The sequence below is a fragment of the Vibrio kyushuensis genome, assembly GCF_050337325.1.
Classification (GTDB): domain Bacteria; phylum Pseudomonadota; class Gammaproteobacteria; order Enterobacterales; family Vibrionaceae; genus Vibrio; species Vibrio kyushuensis.
This window is the reverse complement of sequence record NZ_JAKJSV010000002.1, coordinates 847,330-862,925: the sequence shown is the minus strand read 5'-3', so window position 1 is coordinate 862,925 and position 15,596 is coordinate 847,330. Positions and strand designations below refer to the sequence as shown.

Genomic DNA, 15,596 nt, shown 5'->3' with positions numbered 1-15,596 from the left:
GGTACTGACAGTCAAATGAGCTTGCCAAGTATACGCACTCTGTTTCTACGGCTGGCTAGCCAATAAGGAATATCAGTTATTCCATTCGAATAATTGATATTTATCAAACTACCTTTGTTAAAAAATCACCTAATAGCTTTTTAAATAGTAGGTAAACTGACTAAACCAAAACCATATAGGCGTAGAGACAGATAATACAAATGCAAAGACTAAAAAATGTAATAATTTCATTAACAGTTACTTTTTATGTCATGCCTCAGTGGTCTAGGCATATTGAATATTCATGCTCCTTCATTTGTTTATTTCCGGTCCTTGAGAAGTCAGTTATTCATTAACCTACTTAGATTTAGCGAGGATCATTTGAAATTCCCTCTAAGCTATCAGTACCTCTCGTCAATTCCATCTTGGAAATGATGGCTTCTACCGACAGGTCATACTTTTTGATAATAGAAACGGCACTTTTCATCTGTACTTCTTTGAGAGCAGAAATCACCTGCTTGTAGCCTCTCTGTGAAACCATAGAAGTCACAGTTGAGTTGGTAGCTTTCTCAAGCTGATTGTTTGAGCACTGCATTGCCTGTTGTTGAGGGGGATTGTTATTTGTTGATGTACACACGAAAGTGCCTCTCTGTAAACTTCATTACGTTACTGAGAGGCCATCTTAAACTGGCCGATAAACTAGCTGGGGATTATAAGCTTGCGATCATACTTATACTTACTCACTAATAGAAAGCGCACACCATCGTGGAGTGCGCATTAGTGAAAACTTATTTGATTTTATACGTTATATCAGTAGACCAAGATTCGCTGTTTTTAACAATCAATGTCTTTTCTAAAGAATCTAGTGCAGCCAACTGAGGAACTAAATCAGAATGGAAATTATGTTTAACAGTAGAGAACTTCGAGTTTTCTTCACGTAACTGCCAATAGCCAACACCTTGATCAAGCTTAAATACTAGCACTTTTCCCGACCCTAACTCCAGCGTTAGTAACCGTCTATGAGCGATATCAGAGCGCTTGTCATGGCAGAGAACATTAGGTTTTATCGAGGCTTTATGTTCCACCCACATTTCGTAAGCTTCAATAAATTCATCTTTATCTTGCCAGTCATGGTGCAGATAATTCCCCATCGTTTGCTTCTCATGATAGAGCGTCTCAATGACTAATGACGTGATTGTTTTTGTTCCTTGGCAAATAAACCCTAGCAGTTGAGTAATCATCAACATTGATGACGGGCTTTGAATATAACGGTCGCTATATTTAACTGCCACAATTTTTTCAGTCGAAAGGAAGCTTAATAGTTCTGAGTTGCTGCCAAGAATCCCGTTCCAAAACGCAGATCCAAATGAAATAAGCTTGCCATTGAATTGGCTTACAATTTCAATTGTATCGGTCAAATTCGCTGTATCAGCAGCAGAAGTAGATTCTAGTGCTACCTTAAACGTTTCACTTGTTTGTAATTGCTCCTGCTTAGTTAAAACCACAATGCCATTCGCAGTATGCCATTGCTGGCCTGGCTCAGAATTTCCGCTCTCTGAACTTGCGATAGTTACTATATTTTCGCCATTGCTCAGTTGAGCAACTATTTGAGGCTTAGTTTGTTTACCAATGGCAATTCGTGCACCAAGCGTTTGAAGTGTCCAAAGATCTTCCTTCGTTTCCGCTGTAATGTCTTCATGCGGAATCACTATCGTCACGTTTATATCGTCTGAAGTTAGATAGGTGATGATCGAACGCTTGAAAGTAGGATGTGTAAGATCCCACTCCGATTCATCTTCACTTAGCCATACTGTTAGACCATCTGCACCATGGTTGATTTGATTTCTTATTGCGGCTGACACAGATGTAGGTTGATAAATAGCCCCAACAAAGGATCTTAACGCTTCTGGCACTTCATTGTGCAGCGTAAAATCAGTTCCCAACCAATCTCTAGCTAACTGAGTATCTATATTATCAATGTCATAGCGGGTATCAGACTCTAGTAGGCAGTCACTACAACCACTTTCACAGTGATCACAACTTAATCCATCAACCATTTTATTTAGTATTGACTGGATATATTGATTGGCTGAGCTAGCAAACCCTGCTCCACCTGATATTGAATCATACAACTGTATAACCAGCGCAGAGGTACTTCCTTCGATTATGGCCGGTCTAACCGCATAACCTATTTCCGAAGTTGAAATCCCTAACTGATTAGCCAATGCAGAGCGAAGAGAGATGGCTAACGTCGTCGCTACTACTCGCCCCTCATTGGTATCGTCAATATACTCATTTCTTTCAGGATGCATTAACACTAGCTCGAAGACGTCCGTTTTTGAATGACACCCAAGATGGATACCTTTCATTATTGTTGCAGAGCCATCGCAGTTAATCTTCCCGTCCCCTTTCTTATCTTTTTTCACTGCTTTTAGAGGTCGATGAGGCTCGCTAGGATTTAGTAGCTTCGGATAATCACCGTTTTTAGTGAGAGATTCAGCGCGCCCACACGTCATACAAAGTGCATACCCTTTACCATGCTCTCCTGATGAATGGTTGAACACGGTGCCATCAGCGGTTGAGGTCATATACCCCATCGCGCTATTAGGTAGATCGATATGTGTGGCGTCACCTGTCGATACCCATGCATCTTCAACCGGAATGTATTTTTGCATCGAAATATCATTTGAAGGTCCATGATAAAAGTCTGTTGCAAAACCTGTCGGCTGTAGTACCTGCCTAATGTGCTTACCTTTTATCGGTGCGCCACACAAAGAATTCGTACACTTCATATCTAAAGAAGAGGCTGACACCGTCTCTTCATAACCCGTTTGACCACAAGCATCACAACGCCATGCCATATCAAATTTTTGCGCTTCATTGACGCCAGAATCAGAGGCATTATGCCAATGCAGTGTCACGCCACCAGATCGGAAAACACGCCCATCTAATACAATTTCTGAACCTGGGGAATATTCACGAATCGCAACGGCTAGGTTACGACTTGGCAAGCCTCTAAATCGAGAAACGTTATCCTCACGCTCATTGCCTTTTTTCTCTTTTCTCTGCTTTTCCCGAATGAAGTCTTCAATATTATTATTATCAAAGTTCACCACATCCGTAGGGAAACCGTAACCCGGTAGAAACGCCTTTGAAGCTAGCTCTCTTAATAAATACTCTTGCCCTAACCTTACCTTTTCAATATTCAGGCGATAAGCATAAGGAGTATCACTATCAATGCCCTTCAACTCACTAGCAATATAGTTGTAATCAGAAAACCATGTTTCTCTAAGCCTCTTGATAACTTCAGCGGCATTAGATCGTAAAATACTAGGTTGAGTGCCCGCGAGCCCAGTGCCTCGAACCAGCGCCGATACTTCACTATCAAACAACGCACCATCGCTCTCAAGCCAAGTTAACAGAGCTTCACAGATAGAACTCTCTTGAGGTAAGTAGAACCACTCCAAATTTAGAGACGTTGTCTCTTTAGTCGTTGAACCAATTTGAGTTTTCAAAAACAGAGACAACAATAATGAATTAACATGACGCTGTATCAAGCGCTGAGAATTGAACGCCACGTATGGTGCTGGAATTTGTGTGACAAACGGCCAGTCAGGTTGCTGAAAAACTTGTTGGTCATGCGGGTTCCCTTTACACAAAGTATAAGAAATCGCCCGTGACTCCTTGCTTCGGCCAGCACGTCCTGCACGTTGTAAATAGTTTGCAGGATGTGGTGGTACGTTATTCATCACGACCGCACTAATACCGCCAATATCTACCCCCATTTCCATAGTGGTCGAACAGTTTAGAACATTGATTTTACCTAGTTTAAATAGCTTTTCGTACTCATTAAGACGATCAGCACTTTGCTGCGCCGAGTGTTCTGCAGTTCGATAATACAGCCCGCCTTCTATTGCTCGGTCATTAATATCCGTCCACAAATTGTGTTCACGTAAATACTGAACCTTTGGATCATCCGCTATCGTACTACGAATATGTTTTAAGCCCTTTTGGAAATCAAATTGCTTGGCATCGACTTCCCACACACAGGGGAAATCAACCTCAACACATTGGTACTTACTAATGTCTTCGACTTTACGAGGTAAGTACGGAGAAATGCCTTTGAACGTCGTGTCGATTAGCTTGTTGGTAACGGGACAAACAAACACTTTATCGATGAACGAGAAAGTGAATTTTTTACGATCAAGAGCAAATCGGTTGTTATCCGCCGACAAAATACGGGCATTAATCGTCAAATCACGCCATACAGCGGTGAGCCAAGCGTTAATAATATCTCGGCCCTGAGAAGAGCTTGCATCAATTGTCGATGTCGCGGTAAGAAGTTTCACTAAACGATTGTGATTGGCACTGCGGATCTGCGGCCATTTTTTCACACGACCTTCATTGGCTTCATCTGAATCTGGATTGCGCAACGCTTTCGAAGCAAAGCGGCTCCCTACCCACTTAAGCCAACCGCCTTCTTCTAAACGTAAGTAATTGTTCTCTCGAACAAAGAAGTCCAAAGAGACTTTGACAAAATCCAACCAATCCTTAAGCGTATAACCGTAGTCTTCCCAATGTGCAGGGCTACTTTTTATCTTATCTAATCCGTCATAACTTACTTTAACCATACCCTGAGTTTCAGAGTTATTTTGTCTTTTAGGTCGACGAGAAAACTCTCTAAAAAGCAGCATGTCGGCAAGTTTGGTACTGCCATCAAATGTCTTAAAGATTTCCGGGGAAAGGTACTGGTTGTATTGGAACATCGCACCATTGAAATCATTCATTTTGGCGAGTTCGGTTACCATTTCATCCCAAGGGATTTCCACGAGTTTGATCGCAGCTCCACCATTGTTAAGGGCTTGAGCTTTTTCTTCCAGTTGATCCGCCATGTCGTTCATACCCATGGCTCTTAAGCTAGCAGCTTGCGCTAACATAGCTTCTGCGGAAACACCTTCTGCGGGGTTATCATTGCTCACGGGTTGATCTAGCTGTTTTTCACGTAATACTTCAACCACAGAGCCACGTAGCTTAGAGCGCTCCGCCTCTTGCTGCATACGAACCGATAAACGCGCAGTACCCTGTCGGCTGTCGGTAAACGTGATCAAGCGTCGACCTCGTGCTGGCAGTGACTGTGGCCCTTCAGAACCAGAGGTAGAAATATCCGGGCAGAACTCCAACAAGGTAGGAACAACGTTTGCAATGTAAAATGGCGCGCCTAACATCGCTCTACGAAATGGAGAACCTTGGTTATAACCTTCAAAATTACAACCACAGCACGATTGCTGTTTAGCATCATCAAACATCAGGGAATAACCAGGTTCCACTGAGCCTATTACACCGTCTTTACTGATATTAATTGAACTATAAAAGCCCTCTTCGTCTTGCTTAGAGCCAAACATTTCCGGGAATCGAGCGCTATCATCAAGCTGCTGGACTTCAATATCATTTTCTTCAGAAAAGTCTTGCTGAAGAGAGAACTCATCACCTGCACTGCCGTTCCACTGTAATAACTTACCTTTCTTATCTAACCCCATCAGGTGAGGTTCATTACACTCTAGGCAGAAGCTCAGTTCTAATATTGGAGCACCACAATCACACTTTTGTCTCTGTACTGAATACACATAGCCAAATGGCCAGCCTTTATCCAGTTCCGTACCCGCTTTGCAGCTACAGTTACTATCAACACAAGACCACAAGCCATTGGTCATACGCTGAAAAAAGTGAGCACGCAGCTTTAAGAAGGCTTCAGACTTCGGGTCTTTTTTCGTCCCTGTAAGCAAATCTAACCAACGTAATAGCATGTGTTGGCTAATCGTTGAATTGCCCAACTTCTGAGCCGTTGTCTTATTGATTTCTAATAACGTTAAAGGCGACTCGCTTTTCACAATCACATCACGAAGCGCATGTGCGAAAGCACAGCTTTGAAGTGCAGAGTAACGTGCAGCCGAAACTTCTGGATCACGCTTTTTAGCCACTTCTCCCTCAGGTTCAATTGCCTCTATCTCAGTGAGAGACATAGATTCCGACTCAACAAAATCAAGCTCAGGGATCACGCGGCGACCACCAATCACCTTAATCTGCTCTTTCGGTACATCCGCAAGTTTTGATAAATACTCTTGAAGCTGATCATTCGCGTTAGCATCTGCAATCGTTGCTGACGTGGCGACAAAGCGGACGTTTTTAGCTTCCACACCGAATGCTTGCAATACTCGGCGAAGTTGAAGAGACAGCTCTGCCGCTTGTGAACCGACATAGGTGTGCGCTTCATCGAGCACTATCCAGCGCAGTGATTTTTCCTGTCTTGAGCGTTCAATGATTGGCGCATCAATTTGCCTTACCAGCATGTACTCAAGCATCGTTCCATTCGTTACAAGAATTGGTGCCGGCTCTTTACGCATTAGTTCTCGAGAAAGAACCTCATTGGGTCTTTCACCTTGCGCTTTACGCATCTTATTTTCGCTGTTCTCAGTATTGCCGTTATACAGACAATAGCGAATGCTGTTACCAAAGTGCTTCGTCCAAGCATCTAAACGTTCTTGTTGTGAATTAATCAGGGCATTTAAAGGATAAAGAAACAGCGCTCTTACCCCCACTAACGGAGCTTGCGTACGTTGCTGTTCACGGTACAAATCTTCAAGTACTGGCACCATAAAACACTCGGTTTTACCAGAGCCCGTGCCTGATGTCACAATCGCGGATTGTGGCTTTTCATCAAGCAACGTTTGCCATGCTTTTAGTTGGTGCTTAAAAGGGTTGAAACCAGCTTCAAAACGGTAGCGATCATTGGATTTATCATCCAAAGCGTTAATGACCGCTTTTGAGAGTAAATTTCCTTCTAGATCTTTGACTTTTGGTGTCGCATATTCCCAACCGAACGTGTGTTCAAACAACGGCGGTGCAAGAAACGCGTTCTCTTGCCCACACTCTGAAGACATAATCTCACTTAAATGATTACGTAAAATAGGATCAGTAATACCTAAAACACTGAGGGTAGACTCTTTAGCTCGTGAGATAGACTGCTCTACCAAATCAGTAAAATAACGCGTCATAACAGATCCTTATTTAGCGAGATTAGAAAAAATAGTGACAAACAAACGGTATACTGGCTCAAACCAGTCACGATCAAAGTCGCGTAACTTTCGAAGATGAAACACGGCTTCTACAGGGAAATGCTCTAAAAGCTCTTTGGGCACTTTTCCACAAGCAATCGCTGCAGCAAAAATAGGCCAATAGACCACACCTGATTGAAACCCTGCATTGGGTTTAAAATCAAAAGGAAGCAGTTTCAAGTTCTGGCACCACATACCTAGCTCTTGACCAAACTCCGTTGGCCACTCATTGTCTTCGCTATGGGTATGCAATAGATCTTGATACCACCCTTGCAACATAAATTGAGTGATTTGAGCGGGAATGTCGTTTACTTTGCCCGTAAGCAGTAGCTCTTTAATTGAAGCATCATTTAAAATAGGAACGACATCGCCAAGCTTTTCTACTTGCTGCTTAACCAACTGCTCAACCATAGAAGCGTCAATACCAACGGCAGTCAGTGTCGATTTAGACAGTGAGATCGCATGCTGCCAATCTGCTATCGAGATCTGCTCCCACAGCAGCGGCAACTCAGACTCTAGTTGCGATACCCACTTCTGATTAAACTCCAAACGGAACAAAGCGACAGCAAGGGCACGATAATCACGAACTAAATGACGCCACACCTCAAAAGTCGACATCGGCAAGTGGCCATAGTTTTTGTTCGTTGCATCAAGGTAAGCCCAGCCACTGTGTGTCCAATCGTTCGCCATCTGTGCGATCACATCACCAATCACATTCGGTTCAAAGCGTGGATGGAATAGTTGCGACGCTTTTTGAAGAGTGGTGACCTCACCCTCTCTCACGTTTGGTTTACCAGCAAAAAACTTAGCGCGGAAGGCGACACCTGGCGACTCATCAACGGATTCACTCGGTATCACTAACCAAGGCCCCTGGTTGTCTGGATCAGATAAAAGAAAATCAGGTAAATCAAATTCTCCTGTTTCTACGCCTTCACTATTTCGGCTGACTAAAGGCAATACCTTTTGTTCAGGGTTAGAGAGCGACATGAGCACTGGTTTTACTTGGCTAGCGTCAGTCACAACGGTTGAGCGAATTCCAACCGTATTTTCACTGCGATCATGCTCTAAATTAGTCGAGAAGTGGCTAACGACATAACTCAACGTTCGCCCAGGTCCAGTCACTCGAAGTTCAACTTCACTGTCTAATGATTCCGTCATTGAGAGCAGCTCTAATATCGCACTTTTTATGCTATATAAGCTCACTTCAATAGGTTGGCTTGTAACTTTGTAGTTCCAACGAAAATAGGGAGAGAGCTGTCGATTTACATTCCTGCGACCTTTAGCACTTAACACCGCTTCTAATTGAAAAGTGGCTGGCATTCCGTGTATTGAGAACAAAAACAGTCGGCTGCCCAGTAGTTCATCAACCGCTAATCTTGGTGCTAAGGCTCTACCTGATTGACTGTACGCAACGGCCCCTCTTGCAGGGAAAGGCACTTCAATGGTAACGGGCTTAGAGAGTAGGCTTGCTCGAATTTCTAGTTTAATTTTTGCTGGCGGTTTACCCGCTGCGATTACATGAAGCTCTTTTGCGCCGTTTTTGCTGCTCATTGATACAAGCTCAACGCTTTCACTCAGTAACTTACAAGTACAAGGTGATGTTGTATGTAGTCGTATAAACCCTTCATTTGGTTTATCGCCATTTTGAATTTCGATATCAAAATCTTTAGGTAAAATACCTATGCGTTTTTTCAGCTGTACTAACCCTGCGTTATCTTTAGCGGTCAATAATTGGCGACCGTAGCACTCACCTAAATTTATAGCGTTTAATAAGGCGTTATTAAGAAATACCTCTACTGATGATTCACCGCATAGATCGCTAAATTCTTTGTTATTGGAGCTACTTCTTTCTAGCTTTCTATTTTCCACAACCGATGGAACACCCTTAAATACCAGTGCAGGAACCGTTTTGTATTTTAGCTGTTGGCCTCTTAAGGTGTAGTCTCCGGCATCAAAATCGTTAGAGCTAGACGTAAGAACATATCGCTCTGATTCTCCAGAAATTACTTCACACTGGCCTTCAAACTGGTGCACTAGCAAAGAACCAAAGGTAAACTCAGATTGCTTTAACTGACCATAGACTGAGGTTATTGTTGCTCCCTCTGGCAAGATCACCGCTAGATTCGACTTATTGGTGGTAAACGTCGATTGACTCAATATCGCCCACTTTTCCCCACTCTCGACTAACGTTAACGGTGACTCCCCGACATCAACAGAGCTGTTTGATAAACGAATTTCACCTAGTCGGCAGCCCGCTTGCATGGCAACAATGTACAGTTCACTGCTCGGGTTGGCACGACGAATCTCAACTATAGGGTTACGGATGCGAACACTCATACCGTGTCCTAACTCGTTAGCATCAGGTTCACTGCCGCTTACATCAGAAAACTGAGCAAAACCTGTTCCTAACGATGCTATCTGGCTGTCCCCTTCGTACACGGCAAGATCGACACGGCTTGATATCACAGACTCTTTTGCGATATCGAAATGACATTGATGAGGTAAGCTAATTCGTGAATAGATGGCTTGGTTCGCAAAAGACGCAAAGTGATGACACTGTAGCTGTTTTCGAACACGAGCAACTTTGCTCACCTCTTTTGATGCCGTTGATAACAGTTGGCTCAAAAATGCCGAGCCAGTTTCGTCTTCCAATGGTAATGGAAAGCTCTCTCGCCAACGAGGAAACTGCTCATCCAAATATTGCGCTGGGTTTGCTTGGCTGTCTAATTCAAACTGATACACCAATGCGTCAAGCTTGTCTACCATGTTGGAGATAAGTGTGACTGTCGTGTCGGATTGCAGGTTTTCAGGAAAACTCGTAATTCGGGTACGAATGAGGCTATCGATAGCTCGTTGACCAAAGGACTTAGCTTCCTGAAAACGCTCGAAAATAGCAAAGAAAGCATCTTGATAATGATTAGATTGCTGAGAATAGACATCTAATGAGAGCAAGTTTGATGGTAAGCCACCTTGTCGAAACACTGAGCCAACATAATCGTTATGATTAGCACCAAAGCGAGCCAAAGGCTTTTTCCAATAGACAGTCACGCCTTTTGTTACCACGTTACTAACTTGTACTGGCGTAAGCTCAAAACCCAAGCTTTCAAAAATAGGCTGCCAACTCCAGTCGCGAGTATATTCACGGCGGAACCACTCCGCACCATACAGCACAAAAGCACCACACCACTCGTTCGAAAATGTATTTTTAACCGCAAAGTTAGCACTGCTTTTTAGCAACGTCTTAAGAGATAAATACTCTTGCCCTGTCATATGGTATTGGTACAAACCATCACTTGAGTTTACCTTGACTAAACTGTTGATGCGCTGGGATTTAAAATCAGTGAGCCAACGGCCAATTGATGGCGCTCTTTTTAAAGAGAGCGTGCCTTTTTTTGATGAAGAGTTAGATGAAGAACGGGCGTGGTCGGGTGCTGTCATAGTGCTACCTATAGAAACAAAGCTCATGCTAAAGGTACGCTACCTATAATCGGCCGTTTTATTAGCAATTCTTTATATAAAAAATACCAAGTTAGTCCAAAATCCTACCTGATTTTGGACTAACGAAACGGTTAATAAGCTTACAAAAATGGATGTTATTTTATTTACATAGAGAAAATGTGAACAAATAACTGTCGCTACTCATAACACTCAGGGTGAACCTTCCCTTCTAGTAAGTTTTCAACTAACGAGTACTCATCGCATTCAACACATTTAGCTGCTCGGTCACTGTTCTTTACTAGATCGATGCACTGATAGAGCGCTTGGGATAAGCATTTGTAGTGCACAGGCTCACAACTACCAAAGCTCAGCACAACTTCACCTTCAAGCTCATCTTGGTCGATTCTGATTTGCGCTTGCTCTGTATCACTATAGGCATGATACAAGCTTTCAGCTAAGCTGTTGTAGAGTGAGATTTGAGTTGTTAAACCCATTAACACTTGTTCTTGGAACGATTCCATGCGCCCTGCGTACATTTGAATTTCTTTATGATATTGAGGGTGAACCACCATCTCTTGACTACGTAGTAGACCATCAATCATATGGTACTCACTCAGTGACAATACATACTGTTCATCGATTCGCTTTACTACCGAACAACCCGCCTTGTTAAACAGGTGTTCAATAAACCAATACCCTGTGGTCATATTTAGTAGGTGGTAAAATGCCTGATACTCTGTCCAACGATGATGCGGTATCTCTAACTCACCGGCCATAAGGTAATGGGCGTGCTCTTCTGGGACACTCACTGCGATAGGGAAAGGTCGGTTATTCAGCTGAACCGCAAACCAATGTTCACAGTGGCGCTTTTCATAAACCAAGTCATAAACGTTTTCGTTCAATTTCACTCGCCCTAATCGCTCAAGATCATTAAACAGAGAGATTTTCACTCTATTTGCTGAGCCTGATTGAGCAGGTAGTAGACTAGAACTCGATACATAGTGGTTCAGCTTGTCTTTCTCTGTTTGGATTCGGTTCCTTATCTCTTTCAGACCAGTTTCTTCAATCAACTGCTCGGAACCCGACATGAAAAGTTCAAAATTCGTAGGGTATTTTTCAAACCCCTCGTCAAAAATGCTTGAGTAAAACTGGCCATAGAACTTAAGTAGTGCCTTAGCACTGTTAGATGATTTCTCGCCCTCCGCATCCATTTTCAATTGATGGATAAAGTAGCACTGTGGCCATCTCTCCTCTAAGTAGGGGTTAATGTCTGCTCCAAGGGCTATTAACATTTTTACGCTGTCTAGCTCACCATGCTCGTAACAAAGGTCGATTAGCATATGTTGACCATTACCAATATAGTGGTCCCAATCGACTTCTAAGAACCTATGGCAGCAAAAATATTCTGGCCGTAACAGCTCAACGATCGGGTACATTTCAGCAGAATCATCAAATCCACCTTGAAAGTTACGTATTTCACTGTGCTCTACGGGATCACTTCCTTCTACGTAAATATCAATGTCTGGGTGAAGAAGGAGTAGATTGAAGATTGATCGGTCTCGCAGCTGCCAAGCTAACGTTAATGCACAGGATGTGTTGTAAGGATTGATCTGGTTAACGTCTTCACCCAATGCTAATAAGCAAAAAACAAATTGCAGCTGGTTGTGTTCCACAGCCCAAAGTAGCGGGTGAATTATTTCGCGTGACACTGTTTCAAAATAACCTTCCTCTATGCACCGCTTCGCAGCCAACAAATATTCCCCTTCATTACAAAGCTGCTGCAATTGTTCGAGCGTAAATTCTAGCTCTAAAACTTCTAGTTGCTTTGGCTCAATATTAACTGAACGAATCTGTTCACATGTTTTTTCAAACCAACCACTTTCGGCCAGTTTAGGAAGTTGTGCAGGTGAAGCTAAAGCGGATTTATCAATGTACGGCATAGGTTTTTACTTAATAAATGGATGAGTGAAGGCGCTAGATATTGATTGATAAACCCAACGGCTTAAGCGCTAAACCGTTGGGTAAGAATAGACCGTTGGGTGGACGCAAGCTTACGCCTTGGCCTTTTCAGCTTTCTTTCTTGCTGCTTCAGCCTTTTTAGCGGCCTTGGCTAAGGCTTCTGCCTCGGTGCGAGCTACGGCGATGCGCTCTAACAGTTTGTCGGCTGGTTCGTCAGTTGGATCTTGCGCCACCAGTTCACCACGGAAGGCCTTTGCCAAGATACTTTGGGTGAGGTTGCCTACCCTCGCCTGCGCTTTGTTCACTTGCGCTTCAATGGTGTTCGCTAAATCAAACAATGTCCTAGCTTTAGATGCAATTTTGTTTTGAGTCTCGATACTAGGTACGGACAATTCACAAGACATAATGTGCTTAGATCCAACATTACCTTGATTAACTCCGCCCGTTTCACCTGCAAAGAACTGATTTCTAAATAATTCTGAACGAAGATATAAATGCAAGAACTCAGGGATTACTTTTTCACGCCTAGGAAGAATTCGACCGACTCGCTGATTTATTAATACAGGTAAGTCCCGGTCGACTAAACATGTGAAACCATAATCTCTTTTGAACTTAGTTCCTGTCATTGAAAGTAAAACATCGCCAATGCTTGGCTTAAATTTAAGGTATTCCCGAGCTTGCGTAGCCGTCAAATAAGCAGGTGCTGCATCTAGTTTTAGATAGTCATCTTTAACGTTACCAAGCTTGATTACTTGAAAATCACCCTCTTCACTAAACCAACCGCTCTTAAAAGCATAGCCATTTTGAAATGTAGAAACATCCGAAAGTGTCCCTTCAAGCCAAGTGCGAGAGTTATCTTCCGTCAACTTACCCGACACCGCAGACGCGAGTACCGATTGGCGGAAGCGTTTTAGCAAGTTTGGAATGCCATCTAGGCGAGCTTTGATGGTGTCGACCTGTGCCAATACTTCATCGAGTTTTTCAACTATGTGTTTTTGTTCGGCTAGTGGAGCCAGAGGCACTTTTAATGTCTTTAGTTTCGTGCCGTTGACGTTTGGTTGTCCTATTCCAGATTTTTGTTCTGATATCTGTTGCCAATACGACGGAGTATGTAGAAAGTTAGCCAAATATTTAGGTAAAGTACCTTCTGTTAGCCTCAATCTAATTAAGTAAGAAGCATAAACAGAGTCTTCTACGGCGCGCTCAATTAGGAAAGACTTACCTACAGTAGCTCCCGTCCTTGCAACAACAATATCATTGTCTTTTAGACGAGATGACTCATATTTAGATTCATACTTACAGAACGGAACTGATGACCAGTCCACTCTGTTATCTTGAATGTCCGTGATCCTTAGCAGTTGTAAATCACCCTCAAAAGGATCTGATTTAGCAGTTACCCCATAGCTGACATCAGAAGTAATTTCATCAATAGAAACTTCAACCCACCCTTTCGGCAATCCACTCATTACTCAGCCTCCGGCTTTTCTGCCAAGCCAAAGGCTTCTTCAAGCAACTGCTTTTGGCCTTCTGCTTCATCATTAGCACCGAGTGCTTGCATCAGTTGGTAAATATCAGACATGGCCTCGGTAAGCTCTGCCATTGCTTCACCAGCCAGCACTTCTGGCTCTGGCAGGTTTTCAGCACTAGTTGCAGACAAGTCCTTTAACCATGAGATGTCTAGGCTGTCTGCTTTTTGGTCACGAATGTAGTCACGGCTGAACTTGCGGAAACGAGCGTTGTCGATGATATGTTCAACACTGTCCTGACCTTCGGCAAAGATGTTACCCAACGTCTCAAACACACCCTCTGTACGCTCTGATTGGCCATTCTTGTCTGCGCCATACGCTTTGATGAACGCTGCAAAATGCTTTTCGGTCAGAGGCGTACGCTTACCAAAACTGTTCATGTTGGTACGCATATCGAATACCCAAGTTTCTTTGGTGCAGTTCTTGTCTTGCGTTGGGTTATCAATCGTGCCTTTTTGGAAGAACAGCACGTTGGTCTTTACGCCTTGTGCGTAGAAGATACCCGTTGGTAAACGCAAGATGGTGTGCAGGTTACATTTGTCCATTAAATCTTGGCGAATGCGTGTGCCTGCACCTGATTCAAATAATACGTTATCAGGAATAACGACAGCCGCACGGCCACCCGGTTTTAAGTTGGTGTAGATGTGCTGCATAAAGGCGAGCTGTTTGTTTTGTGTCATATGAGTAAATTCACGGCTCACCCCTGCCCCTTTTGCGCTGCCAAACGGAGGGTTGGTTAGAATAACATCCGCAGGCGCTAAGGTTTCACCATCACCACTTAAGGTATTACCCAACATGATTGGCCCTTCGCTGTTTTCTGGCCCTTCAATGTCGTGCAATAAGCAGTTCATTAGTGCCAGGCGGCGTGTACCAGAAACTAACTCTATACCTTGGAACGCTTGGCGCTGTTGGAATATTTGTTGAGGGACAGAAATGTCTTCATGATCGTCGGTCTCTTGTTTAATGAAGCGGTCAGCCGAGATCAAGAAACCCGCCGTACCTGACGCTGGATCTTGAATAACTTCACCAAAAGTGGGTTGAAGTAAGGCTGTCATGGTGTCGATAAGCGGGCGTGGCGTAAAGTACTGGCCTGCGCCTGATTTTGTTTCACCGGCGTTTTTCTCTAACAAGCCTTCGTACATGTCACCAAAGTCTTCTCGGTTTGAACCTTGCCATTTTAACTTGTCCATGCCTGCAATCAGCTCTTGCAGGTGCTTGGGCTTGTCGATGTTGGTGTTTACGTTGGCAAAAATTGCACGGACCATCGAATGATCATCTTCACCCAGTTCCACCAACATTCGACGGTAAAACTGTAACTGATCCAACCCATTTTTGGCTTTCAGATCACTCCAACGCATACCTTCTGGTAGCAGGTCTTTCTTATCGTCCAGTTCGGCACACATTTTAATGAATAGCAGTGATGCCAGCTCGGTTACGTAGTCTTGATAGGTGATGCCATCATCACGCAACACATCACACAGTTTCCAAAGTTTGCCGACTATTTCATTGGTATTCATATTTTTGTTCCTAGTGACTGGCCACTCTCTACTTCGCCTTTTTTGACTTTCAGTGGTGAGCGCTA

The 15,596-nt window shown here is 43.4% G+C and carries 6 protein-coding genes; all 6 read right to left on the bottom strand.

The genetic code is table 11. From position 1 onward, the window contains the following. Positions 1-346 precede the first annotated feature (346 nt). The 6 genes from L4D20_RS03815 to L4D20_RS03790 all read right to left on the bottom strand — a co-directional run bounded on the left by L4D20_RS03815 (position 347) and on the right by L4D20_RS03790 (position 15,531). Entirely contained in the window at positions 347-616 is a 270-nt protein-coding gene (locus L4D20_RS03815) for a hypothetical protein (protein WP_428800216.1), read from the bottom strand. Positions 617-767: 151 nt separating this feature from the next. Then, the gene (locus L4D20_RS03810) at positions 768-7,031 is read right to left on the bottom strand and encodes a DEAD/DEAH box helicase (RefSeq protein WP_428800215.1); all 6,264 of its coding nucleotides are present in this window, start codon (positions 7,029-7,031) and stop codon (positions 768-770) included. A 9-nt stretch (positions 7,032-7,040) separates the two neighbouring features. After that, positions 7,041-10,529, bottom strand: a complete 3,489-nt coding sequence (locus L4D20_RS03805) for an STY4851/ECs_5259 family protein (RefSeq protein ID WP_428800214.1) — start codon at positions 10,527-10,529, stop codon at positions 7,041-7,043. Positions 10,530-10,726: 197 nt separating this feature from the next. After that, positions 10,727-12,469 (bottom strand): ankyrin repeat domain-containing protein, encoded by a 1,743-nt coding sequence (locus tag L4D20_RS03800; RefSeq protein ID WP_428800213.1) that lies wholly within the window; start codon positions 12,467-12,469, stop codon positions 10,727-10,729. 111 nt (positions 12,470-12,580) lie between these two features. After that, complete coding sequence (locus L4D20_RS03795) at positions 12,581-13,954, bottom strand: restriction endonuclease subunit S (RefSeq protein WP_428800212.1); 1,374 nt, start codon at positions 13,952-13,954, stop codon at positions 12,581-12,583. Continuing rightward, positions 13,954-15,531, bottom strand: a complete 1,578-nt coding sequence (locus tag L4D20_RS03790) for an N-6 DNA methylase (protein ID WP_428800211.1) — start codon at positions 15,529-15,531, stop codon at positions 13,954-13,956. The genes L4D20_RS03795 and L4D20_RS03790 overlap by 1 nt, the downstream gene beginning before the upstream one ends. Between the last annotated feature and the right edge of the window lie 65 nt (positions 15,532-15,596).

What these genes read in the sequence shown, in the direction of transcription:
- L4D20_RS03810 (WP_428800215.1), bottom strand. Translation starts at nt 7,031, where the DNA reads ATGACGCGTTATTTTACTGATTTGGTAGAGCAGTCTATCTCACGAGCT.
- L4D20_RS03805 (WP_428800214.1), bottom strand. Translation starts at nt 10,529, where the DNA reads ATGACAGCACCCGACCACGCCCGTTCTTCATCTAACTCTTCATCAAAA.
- L4D20_RS03800 (WP_428800213.1), bottom strand. Translation starts at nt 12,469, where the DNA reads ATGCCGTACATTGATAAATCCGCTTTAGCTTCACCTGCACAACTTCCT.
- L4D20_RS03795 (WP_428800212.1), bottom strand. Translation starts at nt 13,954, where the DNA reads ATGAGTGGATTGCCGAAAGGGTGGGTTGAAGTTTCTATTGATGAAATT.
- L4D20_RS03790 (WP_428800211.1), bottom strand. Translation starts at nt 15,531, where the DNA reads ATGAATACCAATGAAATAGTCGGCAAACTTTGGAAACTGTGTGATGTG.